Consider the following 23,678-nt stretch of genomic DNA (forward strand, 5'->3'; position numbering starts at 1 on the left):
CAGACGGGGCGATTAGCCGCCGTAAACATTAAAATCGAAGTACTTTTTCGCCAGCTTGTCATAGGTGCCGTCCGCACGCATCTCGGCGAACGCTTTGTTCAGGGCTTCACGCAGTTCGTTGTCTTCTTTACGCAGGCCCATACCGGTACCGACGCCAAAGAGTTTTTCGTCCTTAATGGACGGACCGCCGAACTTGTAATCTTTACCCACAGGCTGTTTCAGGAAGCCTTCGCTTGCCGCCACTTCATCCTGGAATGCCGCGTCAATGCGGCCTGCCGTGAGGTCTGCGTAGATGTTTTCCTGGCCCTGGTAAGAGACAATTTCAATCCCCTTTGGCGCCCAGTGCTCGTTGCCGTAGGTTTCCTGCGTCGTACCCTGCAACACGCCCACGCGTTTGCCTTTCAGAGATTCAAGGGTTGGCTGAATGTCAGAGGATTTGGCCACCACCAGACGGGAATCTGCCGCGTAGAGTTTGTCCGTGAAGGCAATCTCCTGCTGACGTTTCTCTGTGATGGACAGGGAGGACATGATCACGTCAATTTTCTTCGCTTTCAGGGACGGGATCAGCGCATCCAGCGGGTTTTCAACGTAGGTACATTGCGCTTTAATGCGTTTGCACAGCTCGTTAGCCAGATCAATGTCAAAACCGACCAGTTCCCCCTTCGCATTCTTCGATTCGAAAGGCGCATAGGTTGGGTCAGTTCCAATACGAATTTTCTGCGGAATTGCTGCGAATGCCGCGGTGGCGCTGGAAAAAGCCAGTACCAGAGAAAGTGACAACACCAGTTTTTTCATATCTGTCCTCAACAAACTGTCTTAATACGAGATTTTTACGACGACGGGGTGTTGTTAATGTGCCATTAATCCCCTCATTCAGGCAAAGATTAATGCCTTTGAACGGGAATTTTTGCATTTTAAATGCTTAACTATGCACACAGCGATCCAGTATGGTGCATGTATTGCACCATACTGGAACATAACCCCGTTAAGATGCACCACTTCAGTGCATCTTATTCAGGCATTAATCACCGTAGACGTTGAAATCGAAGTATTTCTTCGCCAGTTTGTCGTAGGTACCGTCTTTACGCAGCTCATTAAACGCTTTGTCGAAGGCGGCTTTCAGCTCGGTATCATCCTTACGCAGGCCAATACCGGTACCGTCGCCAAAGTATTTTTTGTCTTTTACCGACGGGCCAGCAAAGGCGTACTCTTTACCCGCAGGCTGTTTCAGGAAGCCTTCGCTCGCGGCGACTTCATCCTGAAACGCGGCATCCAGACGGCCTGCCGCCAGGTCAGAGTAGATCAGATCCTGATTCTGGTAAGCCACAACATCGACGCCCTTCTCGCGCCAGTTAGCATTGGCGTAACCTTCCTGGGTCGAGCCCTGAAGCACGCCAACATGTTTGCCTTTCAGCGAGTCGATGGTCGGCTGGATTGGCGAGCCTTTCGCGGCAATCAGACGTGAGTCGGCAGCGTAGAGCTTCTCAGAGAAGGCGATCTCCTGCTGACGTTTTTCCGTGATGGAAAGAGAAGAGATAATGGCATCAATTTTCTTGGCTTTCAGCGACGGGATCAGCGCATCAAAGTCACTGCCCACCCATGTGCATTTCACTTCCATGCGTTTGCACATCTCATTTCCCAGATCGATATCAAACCCCACGAAGTCGCCTTTCGCATCCTTGGAGGAGAATGGCGCGTAAGTTGCGTCTGTACCGATACGAACTGTCTGTGGAAGCGCTGCATAGCTACTTGCTGCTGCACTCAAGCCCACGAGCAAAGACAGAGCCAGAACCGTCTTCTTCATACATTTACCCTCAAGAACCGTGATTTTATTATGGTTTATGTTGTGTGTTGTGTTGCAGGCTGTTCTTGCAGGTCTTATGCCACATTGTCGTCGGGTTAAAACTACGACGTTAAATATGTTAATAAAACGTTGCGATACTGCCTTAATGGTGAAAGATAGCAGGTCTGCCGAACGAACCGGAAAGAGAAAAAGGGAAAAAGCGAATTAAATGTCGAGGATATGATCGCGGTTGCAGTTTTGCCCTGAAACAGGGCAAATTGTCTTTTCATGCACCTTGTTTGTGCACAGCTTCACGCCCCCTGCCAGCGGGTAAAGAGATCTTCCGGCAGGTCGATATCGAACTGATCCAGTACGCGGTTAACGGTCTGGTTGATGACATCGTCAAGCGTTTGCGGACGATGATAGAACGCGGGGACCGGCGGCATAATCACTGCCCCCAGTTCGGCTGCTTGCGTCATTAAACGCAGATGTCCCAGGTGCAGCGGCGTTTCCCGCACGCAGAGCACCAGAGGACGACGCTCTTTCAGCACCACATCCGCTGCACGCGTCACCAGCGTGTCGGTATAGCTGTTTACAATGCCGGAAAGGGTTTTAATCGAACAGGGCAAAATAACCATGCCGGCCGTTTTAAACGAGCCCGAAGAGATGCTGGCGGCGATATCGCGGGCATCGTGGACAACGTCAGCCAGGGCCTGAGCGTCGCGCAGAGAGAGATCGGTTTCAAGAGAGAGGGTCTGACGCGCCGCCTGGCTCATCACCAGATGGGTTTCTACGCCTGCAACGTCACGCAGCACCTGTAACAGCCGGACGCCATAAATCGCGCCGCTGGCACCGCTGATCCCTACAATGAGTCGTTTCATGATTTTCGCCCTTGCTGATTTCAGGGCAGACTGTGCAGGATTTTACGGGGAGTTGCAAGTGAGGGCGAGCACCCTCACCTGCATACGCATCAACCTTCGTTGTGCATCTCTAAGCTTTCAAGATCGTTTTGCAGCTGGACGGCTTTCGCATCGTCGTTACGCAGCGAATCCAGATAGTCGAGATACTGCTGGTCAACGTCTTTCGTTACGTAGATCCCATTGAATACCGAGCATTCGAACTGCTGAATATCCGGGTTCTCGGCGCGCACCGCGTCGATCAAATCGTTCAGATCCTGGAAAATCAGGCCGTCGGCACCGATGATCTGCCGAATTTCGTCTACTTCACGACCGTGAGCAATCAGCTCATTAGCGGTTGGCATATCAATGCCATACACGTTCGGGAAGCGAATTTCCGGCGCTGCGGAGGCGAGATACACTTTCTTCGCCCCGGCCTCACGCGCCATCTCGATGATCTGCTCAGACGTCGTGCCGCGCACAATGGAGTCGTCCACCAGCAGCACGTTCTTGTCGCGGAACTCGGCACGGTTAGCGTTCAGCTTACGACGTACGGACTTACGACGCAGCTGCTGGCCCGGCATGATAAAGGTGCGGCCCACGTAGCGGTTTTTTACGAAGCCCTGACGGTACGGCTTGTCCAGAATACGGGCAATTTCCAGCGCGATATCACAGGAGGTTTCAGGGATTGGGATCACGACATCAATGTCGAGATCGTCCCACTCGCGGGCAATCTTCTCGCCCAGCTTCGTCCCCATGTTGACGCGCGCGCTGTAAACGGAAATCTTGTCGATGAACGAGTCCGGACGCGCGAAGTAAACGTATTCGAACAGGCACGGGTTGCTCACCGGGTTGTCGGCGCACTGACGGGTAAACAGCTGGCCCTTCTCAGTGATGTAGACCGCTTCGCCTGGCGCGACATCACGCAGGAATTCGAAGCCCAGAGTGTCCAGCGCCACGCTTTCGGAGGCAACCATGTACTCGGAACGGCCATCGCCGAGGTCACGTTTGCCGAGCACCAGCGGGCGAATGCCATTTGGATCGCGGAAGGCCACCATGCCGTGACCGATGATCATCGCCACGCAAGCGTACGCGCCACGGATCAGGCGGTTAGTCGCGGCAACGGCGGCAAAAATGTTGTCTGCTTCCAGCGGATAATGGCGGAAGTTATCCAGTTCGCTGGCAAAGATATTGAGCAGGATTTCAGAATCAGAGGTGGTGTTAATGTGGCGACGTTTCTCTTCGAACAGCTTTTTACGCAGCTCGTGGGCATTGGTCAGATTGCCATTGTGGGCAAGCGTGATGCCATACGGGGAGTTAACGTAAAAAGGCTGAGCCTCAGAGGCGCTGGAACTGCCAGCAGTAGGATAACGAACGTGACCGATCCCCATATTACCTTGCAGACGCTGCATATGGCGGGCTTCAAACACATCGTTTACCAGGCCATTCGCCTTGCGTAAACGGAAGCAGTTGTTTGCATCAATGGTGATGATACCCGCAGCATCCTGCCCACGGTGCTGAAGCACCGTTAACGCGTCATAAATCGACTGGTTTACCGGCATGAAACCGGCGATACCGACAATACCGCACATTCGTCTTTTCCTCGTTAAGCCACATCTCAGGGTTTATGCCCTGGGCAAGAAACTCGACGAGCTTTGCAGATAGTCAAAGAACCATCTGATGATGAAGCTGAACTCCGGAATGAGCTGCGATTTTTGCCAGTCTTCACTTTTGGAGAACCCGGTAAAGGTATCCAGGAAGAACAGGATCGCGGCCACAATGAGCACGCCTCGCAACGCGCCGAAACAGATGCCGAGTACCCTGTCCGTTCCTGACAGACCGGTTTTCTCGACCAGCTGACCTATCACGTAATTGACGATAGCGCCGACAATCAGCGTCGCGATAAACAGCACCGCGATGGCGATTCCGTTTCGGACCAGTTCATCTTCAAAGCCCGTGAACCAGACAGACAGGTAAGTGTAGTAATGACTGGCAACAAAGAAAGCACAACCCCAGGTTACCAGCGATAACGCTTCACGAACAAAGCCACGGATCAGGCTAACCAGACAGGAAAAACCAATCACCGCAATGATGGCGTAATCAATCCAGACCATATGTGTCCCACGATTAAACGCCCTGTCATCCAGTTCGGGGCGAATTCTAACAGAAAAAGAAAACGTTTGCGTAGGGATTTCCTTCCCACGCGTAAATAAAAAAGGCGCTGAAAAAATGCTCAACGCCCCCGCACCTTTGACGTTTCTGTGAACGTCTGCCTCCCCCTCATCCCGGCCCTCTCCCTCAAGGGAGAGGGAGCAAACCGTCCCCTCGCTCTTTTGGGGAGAGGGTTAGGGTGAGGGGATAATTTCTATCAGTTGGCGCTGTAGTTCATCACCACACCGCTCAGGCCGGAGATTTGCTTCAGCTCGCCAAGCGAACCTTTGAGCTTATCTTTAGACGCATCCGGCCCCACGAGGATACGGGTAATTTTACCCTGTACCGGCGTGGTGGGTGAAGTATAAACACGGTATCCCGCGCCGCGCAGTTTACTCACGATCTCATTGACCTTATCTGCATTTTTCAACGCACCGAGCTGAACGACATAGGCTTTACCCGTAGGGGCGGCCTCCTGCTGGGTCTGTTTGGCCGGTGGCGGCGTTTCCGTTGCCGCAGCCAGCTGCTCGTCGGCTTTGTCACGCTGCGGTTTAGGCTGCGTTTTCTCTACCGGCTTCGGTTTTTCAACCGGTTTGGGTTGCTCTACCGGTACAGGATCGATTTCAACGTTGTTATTCGCGGCCAGACGCGACGGATCAAGAGACGGCGCGGCTGCATCACCTGCGCGCACCTCTTCCGCTGCACCTTCTGGCGGCTGGGCAGGCAGCGCCTGCGTTGCCGCTGGCAGCATATCGGGCTCGTCGCGATCGCCCGGTTTGGGTACCAGCGGAATGGCCGCAAATTCATCCTGGTAATGCTTTTTTTGCCCGTCGAGCAGTCCCGGGAGAATAATCACCCCGAGCGCGACCAGCACAATGGTTCCTGTTAAACGGTTCTGAAACTTACTCGCCACCGGTTCTCCCCGCGTCCATCACTTCCATGACATGTGCCACCGTGTGGAATGACCCACACACCAGCACGGTATCTTCTGGTTTAGCCTCCGCCATCGCGGCACGCCAGGCCGAAACCACACTGCTGTAGATTTCGCCTTTGCCGAGATGTTCCATCAACTGCTCAGCAGTCGCGCCGCGCGGCCCTTCCAGAGGAGCACAATACCAGCTATCGACCACACTCTCCATGCAGGCCAGCGTGCCGCCGATATCTTTATCATGAAGCATACCGATAACCGCCAGCACGCGCCCGGTTTTTGGTAACGATTTGAGACGTCCTGCGAGGTACGCCGCCGCATGCGGGTTATGTGCAACATCCAGAATCAGACGCGGTGACTCACTCACAATCTGAAAACGTCCCGGTAACAGTGCGTTCTGAATGCCGTCGCGGATTGCCTGCTCGCTTACCGCTAATCCGCTGGCGCGCAGGGCTGCCAGCGCAGTCGCCGCGTTAGGCTGTGGCACCTGCGGCAGGGGCAGACTCTCCAGCACGCCCTGCGCATCGCTGAAGCACCAGCCGTTGTCCTGCACCTCATACTGCCAGTCCACGCCGCGACGCAGCAGACGAGCGCCCTTCTCTTTCGCTACCTCAGCAATGGTGTGCGGCATGTCCGGTTCGCCTACCACGGCAGGCTTATTGGCCCGGAAAATACCGGCCTTCTCACGGCCAATGCTCTCGCGGTCCGGGCCCAGCCAGTCGGTGTGATCCAGCGCGATGCTGGTGACGACGGCGACATCCGCATCCACCATATTGGTGGCATCCAGACGCCCGCCCAACCCCACTTCCAGGATCACCACGTCCAGCTGCGCCTGCTTAAACAGCCACAGCGCCGACAGGGTGCCGTATTCGAAATAGGTTAATGAGGTTTCGCCGCGCGCAGCTTCGATAGCGGCAAACGACGCCGTATGGGCGGATTCCGCCAGCTCGGTGTTTTGCACGCGCACGCGCTCGGTATAGCGCACCAGATGCGGCGAGCTGTAAACGCCAACCTTGTACCCCGCCGCCATCAGGACAGATTCCAGCGTGCGGCAGGTGGTGCCTTTACCGTTAGTGCCGGCCACGGTAAATACGAAAGGCGCGGGTTTCAACACGTCAAGACGCGCGGCAACCTGGCTTACGCGCTCAAGGCCCATGTCGATAGTTTTACTGTGCAGGTTTTCCAGATAAGAAAGCCACGCGGCCAGGGGCGACGTGGCTTGAGGAATGCTTTTATTTTCCATGATGCCCGGTTGTCATTAACGGTTTAGAAAGCAAAAGGGCAGCGCCATTCGGCCCTGCCCTTTTCAGTTATCAGGCCTCGGGTTCCTGATCCGGTACCACCACGCCTTCGCGCGGCTCGTCCGGGTTCGGCGCCGGCAGATTCATCAGCTTCGCCAGGACGCTTGCCAGTTTCAGGCGCATTTCCGGACGGCGGACGATCATGTCGATGGCGCCCTTCTCAATGAGGAACTCACTGCGCTGGAAGCCCGGCGGCAGTTTCTCACGTACGGTCTGCTCGATAACGCGAGGACCCGCAAAGCCGATCAGCGCTTTTGGCTCAGCGATGTTCAGGTCGCCCAGCATCGCGAAGCTTGCAGAAACGCCGCCCATGGTTGGATCGGTCAGTACCGAGATGTACGGCAGACCGCGCTCCTGCATTTTCGCCAGCGCCGCAGAGGTTTTCGCCATCTGCATCAGGGACATCAGCGCTTCCTGCATACGTGCGCCACCGGAGGCGGAGAAGCAGATCAGCGGGCAGTTGTCTTCCAGCGCCTGCTCAACGGCACGCACGAATCGCGCGCCAACCACAGAGCCCATTGAGCCGCCCATAAAGGAGAACTCAAACGCGGCGGCAACCACCGGCATCTCGTGCAGGGTGCCTTTCATGACGATCAGCGCGTCTTTCTCGCCGGTCTCTTTCTGTGCAGAGGCCAGACGATCTTTGTATTTTTTGGAGTCGCGGAACTTAAGCACATCTTTTGGCTCCAGTTCGCTGCCCAGTTCTACCAGAGAACCTTCGTCCAGCAGGCTATGCAGGCGGTTGCGCGCCGACATACGCATATGGTGGTCACACTTCGGACACACCTCAAGATTGCGTTCCAGCTCTGCGCGATACAGAACCTGGCCGCAGCTATCACACTTCGTCCATACCCCTTCAGGAATGCTCGCTTTACGCGTTGGGGTAATGTTGCTTTTAATTCGTTCAATCCAGCTCATTGATAACCTTTCTGCCTGAACCTGGTCGTATGCCAGTTTTGCTGTAAGAGGCGAATAATGCCATTTTTGCCTCCAACAGACCATGAATGTTGCACATTAAAACATAACAGCCCGAAACTTTGGATAAAAAAGTGGTCGAACCGCCAGCATGCATTTACTTCGCTTGCTTTGCCGCCGCGCGTTTGTGACGGATAATTTCGATGACGCCAGGCAGTACGGAAAGCACAATAATCGCTACAATCAGTAACTTAAGGTTTTCCTGAACCACCGGCAGATCGCCAAACAGGTAGCCTGCATAGGTGAACAGCAGCACCCACAGCAGCGCGCCCACCACGTTGTACATGGCAAAATGACGATAGGACATGTGACCCATTCCCGCCACAAACGGTGCAAATGTACGCACAATAGGCACAAAACGGGCAAGGATAATGGTCTTACCGCCATGGCGCTCATAGAACGCATGGGTCTTATCTAAATAACTGCGGCGGAAAATCTTCGAATCCGGATTACTGAACAACCGCTCGCCAAACACCCGCCCGATGGTGTAATTGACCGCATCACCAACAATCGCGGCGATGATCATCAGGACCACCATCAGATGGACATTCAGGTCATTCGTTGGCAGTGCGGATAACGCGCCCGCCACGAACAGCAGTGAATCTCCCGGCAGGAACGGCGTAACCACAAGGCCGGTTTCACAGAACAGAATGAGGAACAGAATGGCGTACACCCAGACGCCGTACTGCGCGACCAGCTCCGCCAGGTGAACATCAATATGCAGGATGAAATCAATCAGAAAACGTATTACGTCCATATTGTCTAAGCCCTAATTGCACCTTTGTTTAGTCCGCTAAAAACAGCGGGCCCATTGGCGGTTTTGGCAGGTCGAACCGGTCCGGATAATCCACCGAAACCAGATACAGCCCTTCCGCTTTCGCCGTTGCTGCCGCAAGCGTTCTGTCCTTCGCTGCCAGCAGTTCTGCAATCCAGCTCTCCGGCTGGTGTCCGGCGCCCACTTCCATCAGGCTGCCTACAATATTCCGCACCATATGATGTACAAAGGCATTGGCTTTGATATCCACCACCACATACGCGCCATAACGACTGACGTTAATGTGCATGACGTTACGCCACGGCGTACGGGACTGACACTGCACCGCACGAAACGACGTAAAGTCATTCTCTCCAATCAGACACTGCGCCGCACGCTGCATACGTTCTGCATCCAGCGGTTCATAAAAATGCGTCACGCCCTGGCTTAACACCGCCGGGCGCAGGCGCTGGTTATAGATGACATAACGGTAGCGCCGCGCCGTCGCGCTGAAACGCGCGTGAAAATCATCCGGCACAGCTTTCACCCAACGCACGGCAATGTCACCAGGCAAATTCGCATTTACACCCAGCGTCCAGGCCGCGTCTTTGCGCACGGCGGTGGTGTCAAAATGCACCACCTGCCCCGTGCCGTGAACGCCGGCATCGGTGCGGCCCGCACAGAAGACGCTTATCGGTTCATTCGCCACCTGAGAGAGCGCTTTCTCCAGCTTCTCCTGGACGCTGCGCACCTCATTCTGCCGCTGCCAGCCATAGTATTTACTGCCATCGTATTCAATGCCGAGGGCAATTCTGTGGACCGGCTTTTGTTCCACATCTGACATCAGTACAGATACTCCTGCACCAGTTTTTCCGCGATTTTGACCGCCATCAGCGCGCCGCCAAAACGCACGTTGTCGGCAACGGACCAGAACTGCACCTGCTCCGGCATACCGTAATCGTTACGCACGCAGCCCACAGAGAGATGCGCGCTGCCGGTGGCGTCGCCCACCTGCGTCGGGAATTCGCTCTCTTCGGACAGGACAATGTCCTCACCGCGGCCAAACGCGTCGCGGGCTTCTTCAGCCGCCAGCGGACGCAGGGCTTCAAACCCGACCATCTGCGCGTGGCCGTAAAAGACCGGAGACTGCACGACATTCGCGGAGATCATCAGCCCGTCATCCTGCAAAATTTTGCGTGCTTCATCGACGATACGACGCTCTTCCCGCACCGAACCTTCACGATCCGGCAGCAGCGGCAGCATGTTGAACGCCAGCTGGCGGCCAAAGAAATCATCTTCGTCGATCGGGATACCGTTCAGCAGCTTCGCGCTCTGCCCTGCCAGTGCGTCTACGGCTTTTTTACCGTTAGCGGAGGCTGAAAGCAGGCTGGTCACGGAAATACGCGACAGGCCACCGTCGTCGATCAGCGGCTTCAGCGCGGTCAGCAACTGGCTGGTGAGACTGTTCGGTACTGCAATGATGTTGCGGTTGCGGTAGTCAGCCAGCACAAACGGGTTGACGTCCGGCACCACCAGCGGCACATCCGGCTCCAGGGAGAACAGGCCGCTCAGGTCGATCACCAGACAGCCTGAATTTGTCGCTTCTTCAATGTAAGACGCCGTGGCTTCCGCCCCTGCGGCAAAAAACGCCAGCTGAGCCTGCGTCCAGTCAAACGCGGCGGCATCCTGCACCATCACGGATTTGCCGCCGAAACGCAGATGTTCTCCTGCGCTGTCGGTACGCGCCAGTGCATAAATCTCACCCACCGGGAACTGACGCTCAGCAAGGGTTTCAAGCAGGGCTTCGCCCACGGCGCCAGTGGCACCCAAAATGGCAATGTTCCAGCCTTCAGACATGGTGGTTTACTCCAGAAATAAAAAGCGTCCCTGCCGGAGCATCCGACAGGGAGCATTAAGAAGACATTAACGTGCCGGGTGGTGAACGGCGTTAAATCCCAGTTTATGCAGCAGCCCCGCCGCTGACGCGTCATCGCACATGACATACAGGGAAGACCACTCGCGGCGCTCAAGGTAATTTTTGCGCAGCTTGTCAAACTCACCCGGAATACCCGCCACTTTACGCAGCAGCGCATCATCGCGGCGCACATCATACACCAAATGCACCAGCCTTTTCAGCGTTGCCTGATCGAGCGGGCCGTGCAGAGTGATGCGACCAAATTCTGGCGCGGGGAGTAAGGTATCCAGCGCTACCTGCTGCGGATGACCGATAAAGGCGCTGTAGGCTTCAAACACCTGCGTCGTGCCGCGCGCTTTGCCTTCAAGCGTGTAGCCAGCGATATGCGCGGTGCCCACGTCCACCTTGTTGAGTAGCTCAACGTTGAGATCCGGCTCGGGTTCCCAGACGTCCAGCACCACGCTGAGGTTTTGTCGTTCGTTCAGACATGCCAGCAGCGCCGCGTTATCCACCACCGGTCCCCGGCAGGCATTTATCAGAATAGTGCCAGCCTTCAGACGGCGGATCAGCTTTTCGTCGGCCAGGTGCAGAGTCTTGTACGGCCCCTCTTTAAAGAGCGGCGTATGGAAGGTGATGACGTCGCACTCGTCGACCAGCTCATCCAGCGTGCGGAAGTCGCCTTCATCGCCGTTATCCTTACGCGGCGGATCGCACAGCAGGGTGCGGATGCCCCAGGCTTCCAGACGCTTTTGCAGACGTCCGCCCACGTTGCCCACACCCACAATCCCGACGGTGCGGTCTTTCAGCGCAAAACCATCGCGCTCGGCCAGCATCAATAGCGAGTAGAAAACATATTCCACGACGGCAATGGCGTTACAGCCTGGCGCCGCGGAAAAACCAATCCCCGCCTGCTTAAGCCACTGGTCATCCACATGATCGGTCCCGGCCGTTGCCGTCCCGACAAATTTAACCCCTTTGCCAGTGAGCAGTGCCTCATTTACTTTGGTCACCGAGCGCACCATCAGGGCGTCTGCATCGTCCAGTTCGCTAACCGGAATCGGGCGACCAGGGACAGCCTTAACCTCACCCAGGCGGCTGAATAGCTCACGGGCGTAAGGCATATTTTCATCAATGAGGATTTTCACGTCTGAGTACCTGTTTGAGAGGAAGTAAACCTGCCAAGTGTGCCATAATCTCGCCGCCGGGCATATATCTCCGCCCGGTTACGCAGAGTTTGACTTTAAGGATTTTTGACGATGCAGCCCATTTCAGGTACGCCTCCGCGCCCTCCGGGTGAAGGCCCCGTAACGCCCAACACGCCAGGCGAACAACCGCTCTCCACGCAGCAACGCACCGTACTGGAGCGTCTGATCACGCGTCTTATTGCGTTAACCTCACAGCAAAACGCAGAGGTATGGGCCGGCGTTAAGCACGATTTGGGCGTAAGAAACGATGCGCCGCTACAGTCGCGCCATTTCCCTGCCGCCGAACAAAACCTGAACCAGCGTCTTACCAGCGCACAGCAGCAACATACTACCCGCCAGATTATCTCGCAGCTGACCGAGCTGTTGGGCCTGGGGAATAATCGCCAGGCGGTGAGTGATTTTATCCGTCAACAGTACGGTCATACCGCCCTGAGCCAGCTTTCGCAAGAACAGCTGAAAACCGTGTTGACCCTGCTACAAAGCAATCAGCTTTCTATCCCGCAGCCGCAACAGCGCCCGTCTACAGAGCGGCCATTGCAGCCTGCGGAGCATAATACGCTCAAGCAGATGGTCACTAAGCTGGCTGCCGCTACCGGCGAACCCACAAAGCTTATCTGGCAATCCATGCTGGAACTTTCCGGTGTGAAAGCGGGCGAGATGATCCCGGCAAAACAGTTTACCCATCTGGTCACCTGGCTCCAGGCGCGTCAGACGCTCAGCACCCAGAGCGCCCCGACCCTGCACAGCGTACAGGCGGCGCTGAAACAACCGTTGGAACCGCACGAGTTCGATACGATCCGGGATTACGCTCAGCAGAGCTGGCAGGCTACGCCGCAAACGGTGCTGACCACCGCGCAGGTGCAGGATGTGCTCAATCAGATCTTCGTTCGCCGCGCCGAGCGGGAAGGCGGCGTGCCGGAGGTAAGAAACATTCAGCCGATCTACAACCCGCTGTTTGCCCCCGTAGTTGATACGTTCAAAACGCTTTCTTCCCGTCCGGGATTGATGTTTATCGCGTTGGTGATTGCGCTGGCGATTTTCTGGCTGGTTGCTTAAAACTGCCGGGTGGCGGCTTCGCCTTACCCGGCCTACGGTTCGCGCGGTTGTAGGCCCGGTAAGCGAAGCGCCACCGGGCAAAAAACTACGACCTGCGAAACGCCACCAGCGTCACCACAATTCCCACCACCGCTGACACCGCACCGGCCAGGAAGACGGAAGGATAGCCAAACGACGTTGCAAGCAGCCCCGCGAGCGGCCCGGTGATGCCGTATGAGATATCCTGAAACGCCGCATAGCCGCCCAGCGCCGTGCCGCGCACCTGCGGAGCCACGCGCTTCACCACTTCAACGCCCAGCGCCGGGAAGATCAGCGAGCAGCCGCAGCCGGTTAACGCCGCACCCAGCAGCGCAACGGATGCAGAGGGCGCCTGCCAGAGCAGTACCAGACCCACGGTCTCAATGACAAGTGACGCCACGGCCACCTTCACGCCGCCAAAGCGATCCGGCATCCAGCCAAACAGCACGCGCATCAATACAAACGCGCCGCCAAAGGCCGTCAGCGTAAAGCCCGCCATCGCCCAGCCGCGGCTCATGAAATAGAGGGAAACAAAGGTACCAATAACCGCGAAGCCCACCCCCTGAAGCGCCAGCCCAAGCCCCGGCTGCCAGATTTGCCCCACCACGCTCCACAGCGAAGGACGCTCGCCTTTATGGGCGGGCACCTTACGCACCGAACCGTTAAACGCCCACGCCAGCAGCGGCAATACCATGGTGGTGCCTGCCAGCGCCGCAAAACCAAACTGGCTGTGGATCAGCAGCCCCAGCGGTGCGCCTGCCGCCAGCGCGCCGTAAATCGCCATCCCGTTCCAGGACATCACTTTTCCGGAACGCGCAGGCCCCACCAGCCCCATTCCCCAGGTCAGGGTGCCGGTCAGCAGCTGGCTTTCGCCAAAGCCGAGGATCAGACGCCCTGCCACCAGCAGCGCGAATTTATACGCTGCATCTATTGGCAACAGCGCCGCCAGCAGCCAGGCTCCCCCCGCCAGCCCGCAGGCAAACATGCCCTGCAACGCCGAGCGTTTTGCGCCGTGCTGATCCGCCAGGCGACCGGCGTAGCCCCGGGTTAATACCGTCGCTAAAAACTGAATGCCCACCGCAATGCCGACCATGGTGTTGCCATAGCCCAGCTCCTGGTGAACGAACAAGGGGATCACCGGCAGCGGCAGGCCAACGGTCATATAGGTCAGAAACACCGCAAAGGCGATGCGGAAAAGGGAAAGGTTCCCGGAAGGAGCGCTCTTCTCAGGGGTAACAGCCTTCATGCATAACTCCGTGTTCAGGCATAAAAAAAGGGAGCCGCGCGGCTCCCTTCTACTATACCTTCAAACGCTTACGCTTTCAGCTTACGCATCACCAGCGTGGCGTTGGTGCCGCCGAAACCGAAGCTGTTGGACATAACGGTCGTCAGCTCACGTTCGGTGGTTTCGGTCACGATGTTCAGGCCAGCCGCCTGCTCGTCCATCTCTTCGATGTTGATGCTTGGCGCGATAAAGCCGTTTTCCAGCATCAGCAGAGAGTAGATCGCTTCCTGCACGCCCGCCGCTCCCAGAGAGTGACCGGTCATGGCTTTGGTTGCAGAGATAGCCGGGCTATTGTCGCCGAACACTTCACGGATCGCACCCAGCTCTTTCACGTCGCCTACCGGCGTTGAGGTGCCGTGGGAGTTCAGGTAGTCGATTGGAGTATCAACACCGTGCATCGCCATCTTCATGCAGCGCACCGCGCCTTCACCAGATGGAGCAACCATGTCAGCGCCGTCAGACGTTGCGCCGTAGCCCACGATCTCAGCATAGATGTGCGCGCCACGCGCCAGCGCGTGTTCCAGCTCTTCAACCACAACCATACCGCCGCCGCCAGCGATAACAAAACCGTCGCGGTGTGCGTCATAAGTACGGGACGCTTTGTCTGGCGTTTCGTTGTATTTGGTGGACAGTGCGCCCATTGCGTCGAACTCACAGGCCATTTCCCAGCCCAGCTCTTCGCCGCCGCCAGCAAATACGATGTCCTGTTTGCCCAGCTGGATCTGCTCAACCGCATTACCGATACAGTGTGCGGAGGTCGCACATGCAGAGCTGATGGAGTAGTTCACACCGTGGATTTTGAACGGCGTTGCCAGGCACGCGGAAACCGCTGACCCCATGGCTTTGGTCACAACATATGGACCGACCGCTTTCAGGCCGCGCGGGCTGCGCATGGCGTCAGCACCGAACACCTGAGCTTTAGAGGAACCGCCGGAGCCTGCAATCAGGCCCACGCGTGGGTTGTTCTGGTAAGCGTCTTCGCTCAGACCAGAATCCTTGATCGCTTCCTGCATGGAAAGATAGGCGTAGATAGAGGCATCGTTCATGAAACGAACCACTTTACGGTCAATTAAACCGGTGGTGTCCAGTTTAACGTTACCCCATACGTGGCTACGCATTCCAGAATCTTTAAACTCTTCAGAGAAAGTGATCCCGGAGCGTCCTTCACGCAGAGATGCCAGGACTTCCTGCTGGTTATTACCGATGCTGGAAACGATGCCCAGGCCAGTAATCACTGCACGTTTCATTCAATACCTCTGTAAGTCGCACTATAAAAAGTTTCGAGTCGCACAATAGCGTACACTTGTACGCCGAACAAGTCCGATCAGCCATTTTCTGTGGAAATTTGCACCGATGGGCTCACATCGCTAAGATCGTGCCACTGCCTGTCGGACGAGTAACTTACGTGAAACAAAACGCCATACAACCTGCCAACCTCGAATTCAACGCTGAGGGTACACCTGTTTCCCGAGATTTTGATGACGTCTACTTTTCTAATGATAACGGACTGGAAGAGACGCGCTATGTCTTCCTCGAAGGAAATCATCTCAGCACCCGCTTCCCTGAGCATCCGCGCAGCCTGTTTGTCGTAGCGGAGAGCGGTTTCGGCACCGGGCTGAATTTTCTGACCCTCTGGCAGGCGTTCGACCAGTTTCGCACTGCACACCCCGAGGCTACCTTACAAAGATTACATTTCATCAGTTTCGAAAAATTTCCGCTTACCGCGCACGATCTGCGGCTTGCCCATCAGCGCTGGCCGGAGCTTACCCACTGGGCGGAACAGCTTCAGGCCCAGTGGCCTCCGGCTATCGGTGGCTGTCATCGTCTGATTCTGGACGACGGACGCGTCACGCTCGACCTGTGGCTTGGCGACATTAATGACCTGACCGATAAGCTTGATGACTCAATGAACCAGAAGGTGGACGCCTGGTTCCTGGACGGTTTTGCGCCCGCCAAAAACCCGGACATGTGGAGCCCGCACCTGTTCAGCGCCATGGCACGTCTGGCGCGCCCGGGCGCGACGCTTGCTACCTTCACCTCGGCGGGATTTGTTCGCCGTGGGTTGCAGGAGGCGGGGTTTACCATGCGGAAAACCAAAGGCTTTGGCCGCAAACGCGACATGCTGGTCGGGGTGATGGAACAGGATCTGGCGATCCCGGCGCAGGCCCCCTGGTTTGCCCGTCGCGCCAGCACCTCGCGTGAGGTCGCCATTGTGGGCGGGGGTATCGCCAGCGCCCTGCTCTCGCTGGCGCTGCTGCACCGTGGCTGGCAGGTGACGCTCTACTGCGCTGACGAGGCGCCGGCGACGGGCGCATCAGGCAACCGTCAGGGCGCGCTTTATCCCTTATTAAGTTCACACGATCCGGCACTGTTCCAGTTCTTCCCGGCGGCGTTTACGTTTGCTCGCCGCCTTTACGATAGCCTGCCGGTTGCGTTCGACCACAACTGGTGCGGCGTGACGCAGCTCGGCTGGGACGAGAAGAGCCAGCAGAAAATCACACAAATGCTGTCGCTGGGTCTGCCGGAGGCCATCGCCCATGCAGTGACGGCACAGCAGGTTGCTGAGACCGCTGGCGTCGACACCGGCTGCGGGGGTATTCAGTATCCACTCGGCGGCTGGCTGTGTCCGGCTGAACTGACTTCTGCGGCGATAGCCCTCGGGCAGTCGCGTGGGTTGACAGTGCATTATGCCCATAAGGTTCAATCGCTAAGCCGCACTGCGCACTGGAAACTGCGTTTCGCTGACGGCAAAGAGGTCCAGCATGCCAGCGTTGTGCTGGCCAATGGACATCATATCAGCCAGTTTACCCAGACAGCATCATTGCCGGTTTATCCGGTCGGCGGCCAGGTGAGCCATATCCCGTCCGCGCCCCAACTGAGCAAACTGCGTCAGGTGCTGTGTTACGACGGCTACCTGACACCGCAAAATCCGTCCAACGGCCATCACTGCATCGGTGCCAGCTACCATCGCGGTGAAACAGATATGCAGTACAGCGAAGCGGATCAGCAGCAAAACCGCCAGCGCCTGCTCGACTGTTTCCCGGATGCGTCGTGGGCAAAAGAGGTGAATGTCGGTGAGGGTCAGGCTCGCTGCGGCGTACGCTGCGCGACCCGCGATCACCTGCCGATGGCGGGAAACGTGCCGGACTATGACGCCACGCTTGAAGTCTATCAGGATCTTGCTGACAACAAAGAAACGGCGGTAAGCGCGCCCGTTCACCCCGAGCTGTTTATGCTGGGTGGCTTAGGCTCGCGGGGATTATGCTCCGCGCCGCTGCTGGCTGAAGCGTTAGCCGCGCAAATGAGCGACGAGCCGGTTCCGCTGGACAGGGTTACGCTCGCGGGGCTGAATCCAAACCGACTGTGGGTGCGGAAATTGCTGAAGGGGAAAATGGTCAAGTAGGGTGCGGTCTGGTGCCCTCACCCCGGCCCTCTGCCTGTGGGAGAGGGCGGTGATACACTTACTTCGCTTTCGCCTGCTGGAACAAATTGTCCCACATGCCCAGCACTAAAGACTGGTCGCGCGGAGAGAGTTCCCCGGCCAGAATGGCTTTTTCCAGGCTGCGAGTGACTTCCGCGTGAACGGCGTCGGCAGAGTGATCGTCCCCGGCTTCCAGCGCGGCTACCGCCAGCGTCAGGTGACCACGCAGATAACCGCTGGCGAACAGCTCATCATCACTGGCGTGTTCCACCATGTCATCAATTAACGCCAGAATGCGTGATTCAAATTCTGCGATCATCTTCTTTCCTCTGTTAAAGATCTTCCGGCCAAGGGAAGCATTCCGCCGTGATCTCCGGCGTGTGGTAATAATTCTGTAAAGCCTCGATCAGGCGTGCCGGACGTGCCGGGATGCCTTTCTCAAGATATTCCATCACCTGCGCATGAACGCGGCGCTGGAAGACGATACGGTCTGGCTCGAAGTCGCCTTCGAGGTTGTCACAACTTACGTTGAACGGGAAACCCGCCGCTACGCAGAACAGCCATTCCAGCGCCTGAGGTTTCACCTCCACATCTTCGAACTGCCCCTGGGTGGTGGCGTCGCGCCCGTCCGGGCAGTACCAGTAACCAAAGTCCACCAGCTCGCGACGCGCTTTCCCGGCGATACACCAGTGCGAAATTTCGTGCAAACCGCTGGCGTAAAAGCCGTGGGCAAAGGTGATGCGGTTATACGGAACCTCGTCATCAGCAGGAAGATAGATCGGTTCGTCGTCGCCTTTAATCAGACGGGTATTAAAATCATCAGCAAAACAGCTATCGAAGATCTCAATCAGCTGTTCGTAGTTATGCGTACTGTTCATTAGTTCATCCCCAACCAGGTGAGGATCTCCTGTCCATGGCTGTCATAAAGAAGTTTGGCGCTCATCACCGCCGAGACGACAACAATCATCGGGCGGATCAGCTTTTGTCCTTTGCTTAATACCAGACGCGAGCCTGCGCGCGCGCCCAAAAACTGCCCTGCCATCATCACAAACCCGGTTGCCCAGATAACCTTGCCGCCAATGATAAACAGCAGCAGACCGCCAACGTTGGAGGTCGCGTTGAGGACTTTGGCGTGGGCGGTGGATTTGGCGAGGTTGAATCCGGCCAGCGTCACGAATGCCAGCGCATAAAACGAACCTGCCCCCGGGCCAAAGAAGCCATCGTAAAAACCGACGCAGCCACCGGCAATCAGCGCAAACGGCAGGCCGTGAAGACGACGCTGTCGATCTTCTTCCCCGAGCTTTGGCATCAGCAGGAAATAGAGGCCGATACAGATAACCAGCAGCGGCAGGATCTGGCGCAGAATGTCGGACTGTACGTGCTGGACCAGCAGCGCACCCGCCGTTGAGCCAATAAACGTCATCAGGATATTGAGCTTCTGATCGGCGAGATTCACCACTTTGCGCCGGATGAAATAGAGCGACGAGGAGAGCGAACCGCCGCATGCCTGGAGTTTGTTGGTGGCAAGCGCCTGGGCAGGGCTCATGCCTGCCGCCAGCAGCGCCGGAACGGTGAGCAACCCGCCGCCGCCCGCCAGGGCATCGATAAATCCGGCTAACATCGCAACAAAAAAGAGCACCGCCAGCAGCAGCGGTGACACCATGAACAGATCGACGAAATTATCCATTAAAGTACATGCTCATCCAGTAGCGCCTGGCAGGAAGGCGGCAACGGAGGCGGTGTCTTCTTCTCAGGCTTAGAGGTTCCAGGCTTGGCCGGTTCAAACCAGCTTTGCAGTTCGTAACCACAACCATCGCCAGGCGGTGGCAGCGGCTGATCTTCACATTCCAGGCTGTTCGCCGGACAGCGCAGGCGAACATGCATATGCGCCCGGTGCTGGAACCACGGGCGCACTTTACGCAACCAGTCGCGATCCGTTCCCGCATCCAGGCAAAGCTGCTGCTTGATGGCCGGATTAACAAAGATCCGCGTGACGTCGTTATCCTCTGCCGCCAGCTTAATCATGCTGGAAATTTCCGGCGACCAGCGCGAGGCGACGACCCGTTTACCGTCGGCCGAGACCAGATCCAGCGCCTGCGGTTTCAGCAGCTGCGCTGAGCTCCAGCGCGTTTTCGGCAATTGCAGGAAGATATCCACATCCAGTCCGGTCTGGTGGCTGGCGTGACCGCCGTTGAAGCGACCACCGGCAGGCATCCCCATATCGCCAATCAGCATCGTCCCCAGCCCCAGGTTATGCACCTGGTTGCCAAGACGCTGAATAAACAGCAGCAGGTCAGGATGGCCGAAATAACGGCGCTGATCGGTACGCATCACCTGATAAGTATCCGACTGCAACGGCAGCGCCTGTGCACCGACGATACACCCGTTGGAGAAAGCGCCAATGGACTGCGCGCTCCCCGCTACCGGGTGGGTGATTTTCTGCCACGGCGTAGCGGCCAGGCTTGCTCCACTGGCCAGCAGCGCCAGCAGAGCGATTGCGGTTTTTTTCATAGTTACCAGCGTGGAATGGTGGTCGTCACATCCGCATTCTGCGCGCGCTGGCGCAGGAAGTGATCCATCAGCACGATCGCCAGCATCGCTTCTGCGATCGGCACCGCGCGGATCCCCACGCACGGATCGTGACGCCCTTTGGTGATCATCTCAACTTCATCGCCAGCGCGGTTAATCGTGTGGCCCGGGACGGTAATGCTGGACGTTGGTTTCAGCGCAATATTGGCAATAATTTGCTGCCCGCTGCTGATGCCGCCCAGAATGCCGCCAGCATGGTTGCTCTGGAAACCCGCCTTCGTGATTTCGTCGCGGTTCTGGCTGCCGCGAAGCTTGACCACGTCAAAACCGTCGCCGATTTCAACGCCTTTCACCGCGTTGATGCTCATTAGCGCGTGGGCGATGTCGGCGTCGAGACGGTCAAATACCGGCTCGCCCCAGCCAGCCGGCACGCCGTCGGCCACCACGGTGACTTTCGCACCAATGGAGTCGCCCTCTTTTTTCAGGCCACGCATCAGCTCGTCCAGCGCGTCCAGCTTGTCGGCATCGGCGCAGAAGAACGGGTTAAGCTCTACCTGATCCCAGTCTTTGATTGCCAGCGGAATGTCGCCCATCTGGGTCAGACAGCCGCGGATAACGATGCCGAATTTCTGCTGGAGATATTTTTTGGCAATCGCCCCTGCCGCCACGCGCATCGCGGTTTCACGCGCGGAAGAACGTCCGCCGCCGCGATAGTCGCGAAAGCCATATTTTTGTTCGTAGGTATAGTCGGCGTGGCCCGGACGGAAAACGTCTTTAATCGCGCCGTAGTCCTGAGAGCGCTGATCGGTGTTTTCAATCAGCAGACCAATGCTGGTTCCTGTGGTACGGCCTTCAAATACGCCGGAGAGAATTTTGACCTGGTCCGGCTCGCGACGCTGCGTGGTGTAGCGAGAGGTACCCGGACGACGACGGTCAAGGTCATGCTGTAAATCGGCTTCGGTCAGTTCGATGCCTGGCGGGACGCCATCAACGATACAACCCAGTGCCAGACCGTGCGACTCGCCAAAGGTGGTCACACGGAATACCTGTCCAATACTGTTTCCTGCCATCACGGCTCCGATGTTGTTGTTTGTGTTTGAGCGTTGTGAAACGGGCCGAAGCCCGCTGGATTAATCTTTGTAAATGCTGAAGTATTCGCGTGCATCAAGCAGTTGCGCCTTGGTCAGCATAAAGACGCCGTCACCGCCGTTGTCGAACTCAAGCCAGGTGAACGGCACATCCGGGTACTGCTCTATCAGATGTACCATGCTGTTGCCTACTTCACAAATCAGAACGCCGTCGTCGGTCAGATAATCCGGCGCGCAGGCCAGGATGCGGCGGGTCAGCTTCAGCCCGTCAGAGCCTGACGCCAGGCCCAGCTCCGGCTCGTGACGATACTCGTTCGGCAGGTCGGACATATCTTCTGCATCCACGTACGGCGGATTGGTGACGATCAGGTCGTATTGCAGCGTCGGCAGGTCGCGGAACAGGTCAGAGCGGATAGGCGTGACGTGATGAATCAGCCCGTGCTCTTCAATGTTGTGTTCGGTGACGGCCAGCGCGTCGGTGGAGATATCGACGGCGTCCACTTCCGCTTCCGGGAAGGCGTACGCGCAGGCAATGGCGATGCAGCCGCTGCCGGTGCACATATCAAGAATGTGCTGCGGCTGATGGTTAATCAAGCCGTCAAAATGGTTGTTGATCAGCTCGCCAATCGGCGAACGCGGCACCAGCACCCGCTCATCAACATAGAATTCGTGGCCGCAGAACCAGGCTTTGTTGGTCAGGTAAGCCACCGGAATGCGCTCGTTTACGCGACGGATCACGCGCTCAACGATGCGGTGTTTTTCACTGGAGGTCAGGCGCGCGGTGCGCATGTCTTCCGGAATATCCAGCGGCAGGTAGAGAGACGGCAGCACCAGCTGCACGGCCTCATCCCACGGGTTGTCGGTACCGTGTCCGTACCAGATATTGGCGGCGCTGAAGCGGCTAACCGACCAGCGCAACATGTCCTGTATGGTATGCAGCTCGTTTACTGCTTCATCGACAAAAATTTTATCCACTCTTTCCTCCAGGGCATGCTCGCATAATTTTCGGCGGCTAGTTTGCCATGAAGACGGCGATAAATCAGCAATGACGCGTACCGCTTGAGGTTAAAAAATGCGTTTAGTCGGGTACACTATCGGAAATACGAGATGAGAATGACGAATGAAAAAGAAAACATCGCTCAGCGAGGAGGATCAGGCTCTATTCCGCCAGCTGATGACCGGGACGCGTCAAATCACGCACGACACCATTGTCCATCGCCCGCAGCGTAAAAAAGTCAGCGAGGTACCGGTCAAACGGTTGCTCCAGGAGCAGGCCGATAACAGCCACTATTTTTCAGATGAGTTTCAGCCGCTGCTAAATACGCAGGGTGCGGTGAAATACGTGCGCGAAGACGTCAGCCATTTTGAACTGAAAAAATTACGCCGGGGAGATTACTCGCCGGAGCTGTTCCTCGATCTGCATGGGTTGACCCAGATGCAGGCGAAACAGGAGCTGGGGGCGTTGATCGCGGCATGTCGTCGCGAGCATGTTTTTTGCGCCTGCGTGATGCACGGCCACGGCAAACATATTCTTAAGCAACAGACACCGCTGTGGCTGGCTCAGCATCCATACGTGATGGCTTTTCATCAGGCGCCAAAAGAGTACGGCGGAGATGCCGCATTGCTGGTATTGATTGAGGTGGAGGAGTGGCAGCCGCCAGAATTGCCCTGACAGGATGGCGGGAGGCACGCTGCACCCCGCCATATCGCACGTCACGTCAGATGGCTTTTGCCATCTTCAGGTTGCACGGACTCATTTGCCAGTTAAAGACCCCTTTGCCGGTTTCGTCGAGGGTGACGTTGGCAATGGCGGACGTTGTGAACATCGGTGGCGTTTCGCCCGGGCACAGCTCAGATACCAGATAGCCGACCAGCGGCAGGTGGGAAATGACCAGTGCGGAAGCGACACCTTCATTGCACAGCGCCTGAAGGTAAGCACTGACAAGGCCAACATCGCCACACGGCGTGAGTTCAGGGAGAACATCCACACTGGATGGCAGGTTCATACACTCCCCTACCACATCCAGCGTCTGTTCTGCCCGCAGGAACGGACTCACCAGAACGCGTTCAATGTCCACTTTTTGACCTTTAAGCCATGTCGCCATCTGACGAGATTCGTCGCAGCCACAGACGGTTAAAGGACGTACTGAGTCACTGGCGGCATCGAGTGCCGCGTCGCCGTGACGCATGATAAAAACTTGCATATTGCACCGCTTTTGTTAACCAGAATCACCGGCGTTAACTACCCGCGATTAATGCTCTGAGGTAGAAAACCCGATGGCCGGGCATTGTGCCTGATCCATTCGGTGAATGAAACGCTGTTTTTTACCTCAATGGCGTAAGTATAGTCAATCTCTGTTTACAATTTCGCCA

General features: G+C 56.8%; 24 protein-coding genes. 3 read left to right on the forward strand and 21 right to left on the reverse strand.

The annotated features are described in order from the left end of the window. Positions 1-12: 12 nt before the first annotated feature. From hisJ to pdxB, 12 genes are all read right to left on the reverse strand, one after another. Complete coding sequence (hisJ, locus tag INF61_RS15385) at positions 13-795, reverse strand: histidine ABC transporter substrate-binding protein HisJ (RefSeq protein ID WP_003861421.1); 783 nt, start codon at positions 793-795, stop codon at positions 13-15. A gap of 226 nt (positions 796-1,021) precedes the next feature. Next, positions 1,022-1,804 carry a lysine/arginine/ornithine ABC transporter substrate-binding protein ArgT gene (argT, locus tag INF61_RS15390; RefSeq protein ID WP_015572255.1) on the reverse strand — a complete coding sequence of 261 codons (783 nt, stop codon included), beginning with the start codon at positions 1,802-1,804 and terminating at the stop codon, positions 1,022-1,024. A gap of 290 nt (positions 1,805-2,094) precedes the next feature. Further along, positions 2,095-2,664 (reverse strand): UbiX family flavin prenyltransferase, encoded by a 570-nt coding sequence (locus tag INF61_RS15395; RefSeq protein ID WP_193547892.1) that lies wholly within the window; start codon positions 2,662-2,664, stop codon positions 2,095-2,097. An 89-nt stretch (positions 2,665-2,753) separates the two neighbouring features. Beyond that, complete coding sequence (purF, locus tag INF61_RS15400) at positions 2,754-4,271, reverse strand: amidophosphoribosyltransferase (protein WP_006811407.1); 1,518 nt, start codon at positions 4,269-4,271, stop codon at positions 2,754-2,756. Positions 4,272-4,304: 33 nt separating this feature from the next. After that, positions 4,305-4,793, reverse strand: coding sequence for a colicin V production protein (gene cvpA, locus INF61_RS15405; RefSeq protein WP_000262116.1), 489 nt, complete (start codon positions 4,791-4,793; stop codon positions 4,305-4,307). A gap of 254 nt (positions 4,794-5,047) precedes the next feature. Beyond that, entirely contained in the window at positions 5,048-5,743 is a 696-nt protein-coding gene (gene dedD / locus INF61_RS15410; RefSeq protein ID WP_017383444.1) for a cell division protein DedD, read from the reverse strand. Further along, positions 5,733-7,001 carry a bifunctional tetrahydrofolate synthase/dihydrofolate synthase gene (folC, locus tag INF61_RS15415; RefSeq protein ID WP_047726698.1) on the reverse strand — a complete coding sequence of 423 codons (1,269 nt, stop codon included), beginning with the start codon at positions 6,999-7,001 and terminating at the stop codon, positions 5,733-5,735. The genes dedD and folC overlap by 11 nt, the downstream gene beginning before the upstream one ends. A gap of 70 nt (positions 7,002-7,071) precedes the next feature. After that, positions 7,072-7,977, reverse strand: coding sequence for an acetyl-CoA carboxylase, carboxyltransferase subunit beta (gene accD, locus INF61_RS15420; protein WP_014884667.1), 906 nt, complete (start codon positions 7,975-7,977; stop codon positions 7,072-7,074). Positions 7,978-8,131: 154 nt separating this feature from the next. Continuing rightward, positions 8,132-8,791 (reverse strand): DedA family protein, encoded by a 660-nt coding sequence (locus INF61_RS15425; RefSeq protein ID WP_003861406.1) that lies wholly within the window; start codon positions 8,789-8,791, stop codon positions 8,132-8,134. Positions 8,792-8,819: 28 nt separating this feature from the next. After that, positions 8,820-9,632, reverse strand: a complete 813-nt coding sequence (gene truA / locus INF61_RS15430) for a tRNA pseudouridine(38-40) synthase TruA (RefSeq protein ID WP_001286071.1) — start codon at positions 9,630-9,632, stop codon at positions 8,820-8,822. Continuing rightward, a complete protein-coding gene (locus tag INF61_RS15435) occupies positions 9,632-10,645 on the reverse strand; it encodes an aspartate-semialdehyde dehydrogenase (protein WP_015572252.1) in 1,014 nt (337 codons plus the stop codon). Before INF61_RS15435 ends, truA begins: the two co-directional genes overlap by 1 nt. 66 nt (positions 10,646-10,711) lie before the next feature. Continuing rightward, positions 10,712-11,848 (reverse strand): 4-phosphoerythronate dehydrogenase PdxB, encoded by a 1,137-nt coding sequence (pdxB, locus tag INF61_RS15440; protein WP_193547893.1) that lies wholly within the window; start codon positions 11,846-11,848, stop codon positions 10,712-10,714. 111 nt (positions 11,849-11,959) lie between these two features. On the opposite strand from pdxB, the gene flk reads away from it, so the two are divergent. Beyond that, entirely contained in the window at positions 11,960-12,964 is a 1,005-nt protein-coding gene (gene flk / locus INF61_RS15445; protein WP_193547894.1) for a flagella biosynthesis regulator Flk, read from the forward strand. A gap of 85 nt (positions 12,965-13,049) precedes the next feature. Here flk and INF61_RS15450 read toward each other — a convergent pair whose 3' ends face one another. Together INF61_RS15450 and fabB are read right to left on the reverse strand one after the other, a co-directional pair. Continuing rightward, the gene (locus tag INF61_RS15450; protein WP_047729280.1) at positions 13,050-14,228 is read right to left on the reverse strand and encodes an MFS transporter; all 1,179 of its coding nucleotides are present in this window, start codon (positions 14,226-14,228) and stop codon (positions 13,050-13,052) included. 68 nt (positions 14,229-14,296) lie between these two features. Further along, positions 14,297-15,514, reverse strand: a complete 1,218-nt coding sequence (gene fabB / locus INF61_RS15455) for a beta-ketoacyl-ACP synthase I (RefSeq protein WP_017383449.1) — start codon at positions 15,512-15,514, stop codon at positions 14,297-14,299. A 158-nt stretch (positions 15,515-15,672) separates the two neighbouring features. Between fabB and mnmC the strand changes: the two genes are divergently transcribed. Then, a complete protein-coding gene (mnmC, locus tag INF61_RS15460; RefSeq protein ID WP_180240510.1) occupies positions 15,673-17,670 on the forward strand; it encodes a bifunctional tRNA (5-methylaminomethyl-2-thiouridine)(34)-methyltransferase MnmD/FAD-dependent 5-carboxymethylaminomethyl-2-thiouridine(34) oxidoreductase MnmC in 1,998 nt (665 codons plus the stop codon). Positions 17,671-17,728: 58 nt separating this feature from the next. On the opposite strand, the gene INF61_RS15465 is transcribed toward mnmC, so the two are convergent. Genes INF61_RS15465 through prmB form a run of 6 tightly spaced genes read right to left on the reverse strand, consistent with a single transcriptional unit; the run spans position 17,729 to position 22,280 of the window. Beyond that, on the reverse strand, positions 17,729-18,007 hold the full coding sequence (locus tag INF61_RS15465) for a YfcL family protein (protein WP_017383451.1): 279 nt from the start codon (positions 18,005-18,007) through the stop codon (positions 17,729-17,731). Positions 18,008-18,020: 13 nt separating this feature from the next. After that, a complete protein-coding gene (locus tag INF61_RS15470) occupies positions 18,021-18,566 on the reverse strand; it encodes an elongation factor P hydroxylase (RefSeq protein WP_032102744.1) in 546 nt (181 codons plus the stop codon). Beyond that, entirely contained in the window at positions 18,566-19,375 is an 810-nt protein-coding gene (locus INF61_RS15475; RefSeq protein WP_003861386.1) for a sulfite exporter TauE/SafE family protein, read from the reverse strand. Before INF61_RS15475 ends, INF61_RS15470 begins: the two co-directional genes overlap by 1 nt. Continuing rightward, positions 19,375-20,199, reverse strand: a complete 825-nt coding sequence (gene mepA, locus INF61_RS15480; protein WP_017692986.1) for a penicillin-insensitive murein endopeptidase — start codon at positions 20,197-20,199, stop codon at positions 19,375-19,377. Before mepA ends, INF61_RS15475 begins: the two co-directional genes overlap by 1 nt. A 2-nt stretch (positions 20,200-20,201) precedes the next feature. Further along, on the reverse strand, positions 20,202-21,287 hold the full coding sequence (gene aroC / locus INF61_RS15485; protein ID WP_003861383.1) for a chorismate synthase: 1,086 nt from the start codon (positions 21,285-21,287) through the stop codon (positions 20,202-20,204). A gap of 60 nt (positions 21,288-21,347) precedes the next feature. After that, positions 21,348-22,280, reverse strand: coding sequence for a 50S ribosomal protein L3 N(5)-glutamine methyltransferase (prmB, locus tag INF61_RS15490; RefSeq protein WP_003861381.1), 933 nt, complete (start codon positions 22,278-22,280; stop codon positions 21,348-21,350). 145 nt (positions 22,281-22,425) lie between these two features. Here prmB and smrB point away from each other — a divergent pair, with 145 nt between their 5' ends. Then, positions 22,426-22,977, forward strand: coding sequence for an endonuclease SmrB (smrB, locus tag INF61_RS15495; RefSeq protein ID WP_017692984.1), 552 nt, complete (start codon positions 22,426-22,428; stop codon positions 22,975-22,977). Between the two features lie 46 nt (positions 22,978-23,023). Here the strand turns inward: smrB and sixA are convergent, their stop codons facing one another. Then, positions 23,024-23,509 carry a phosphohistidine phosphatase SixA gene (gene sixA, locus INF61_RS15500; protein WP_003861375.1) on the reverse strand — a complete coding sequence of 162 codons (486 nt, stop codon included), beginning with the start codon at positions 23,507-23,509 and terminating at the stop codon, positions 23,024-23,026. Between the last annotated feature and the right edge of the window lie 169 nt (positions 23,510-23,678).

Source organism: Enterobacter cloacae complex sp. P18RS, assembly GCF_014982105.1.
Taxonomy (GTDB): Bacteria; Pseudomonadota; Gammaproteobacteria; order Enterobacterales; family Enterobacteriaceae; genus Enterobacter; species Enterobacter hormaechei_C.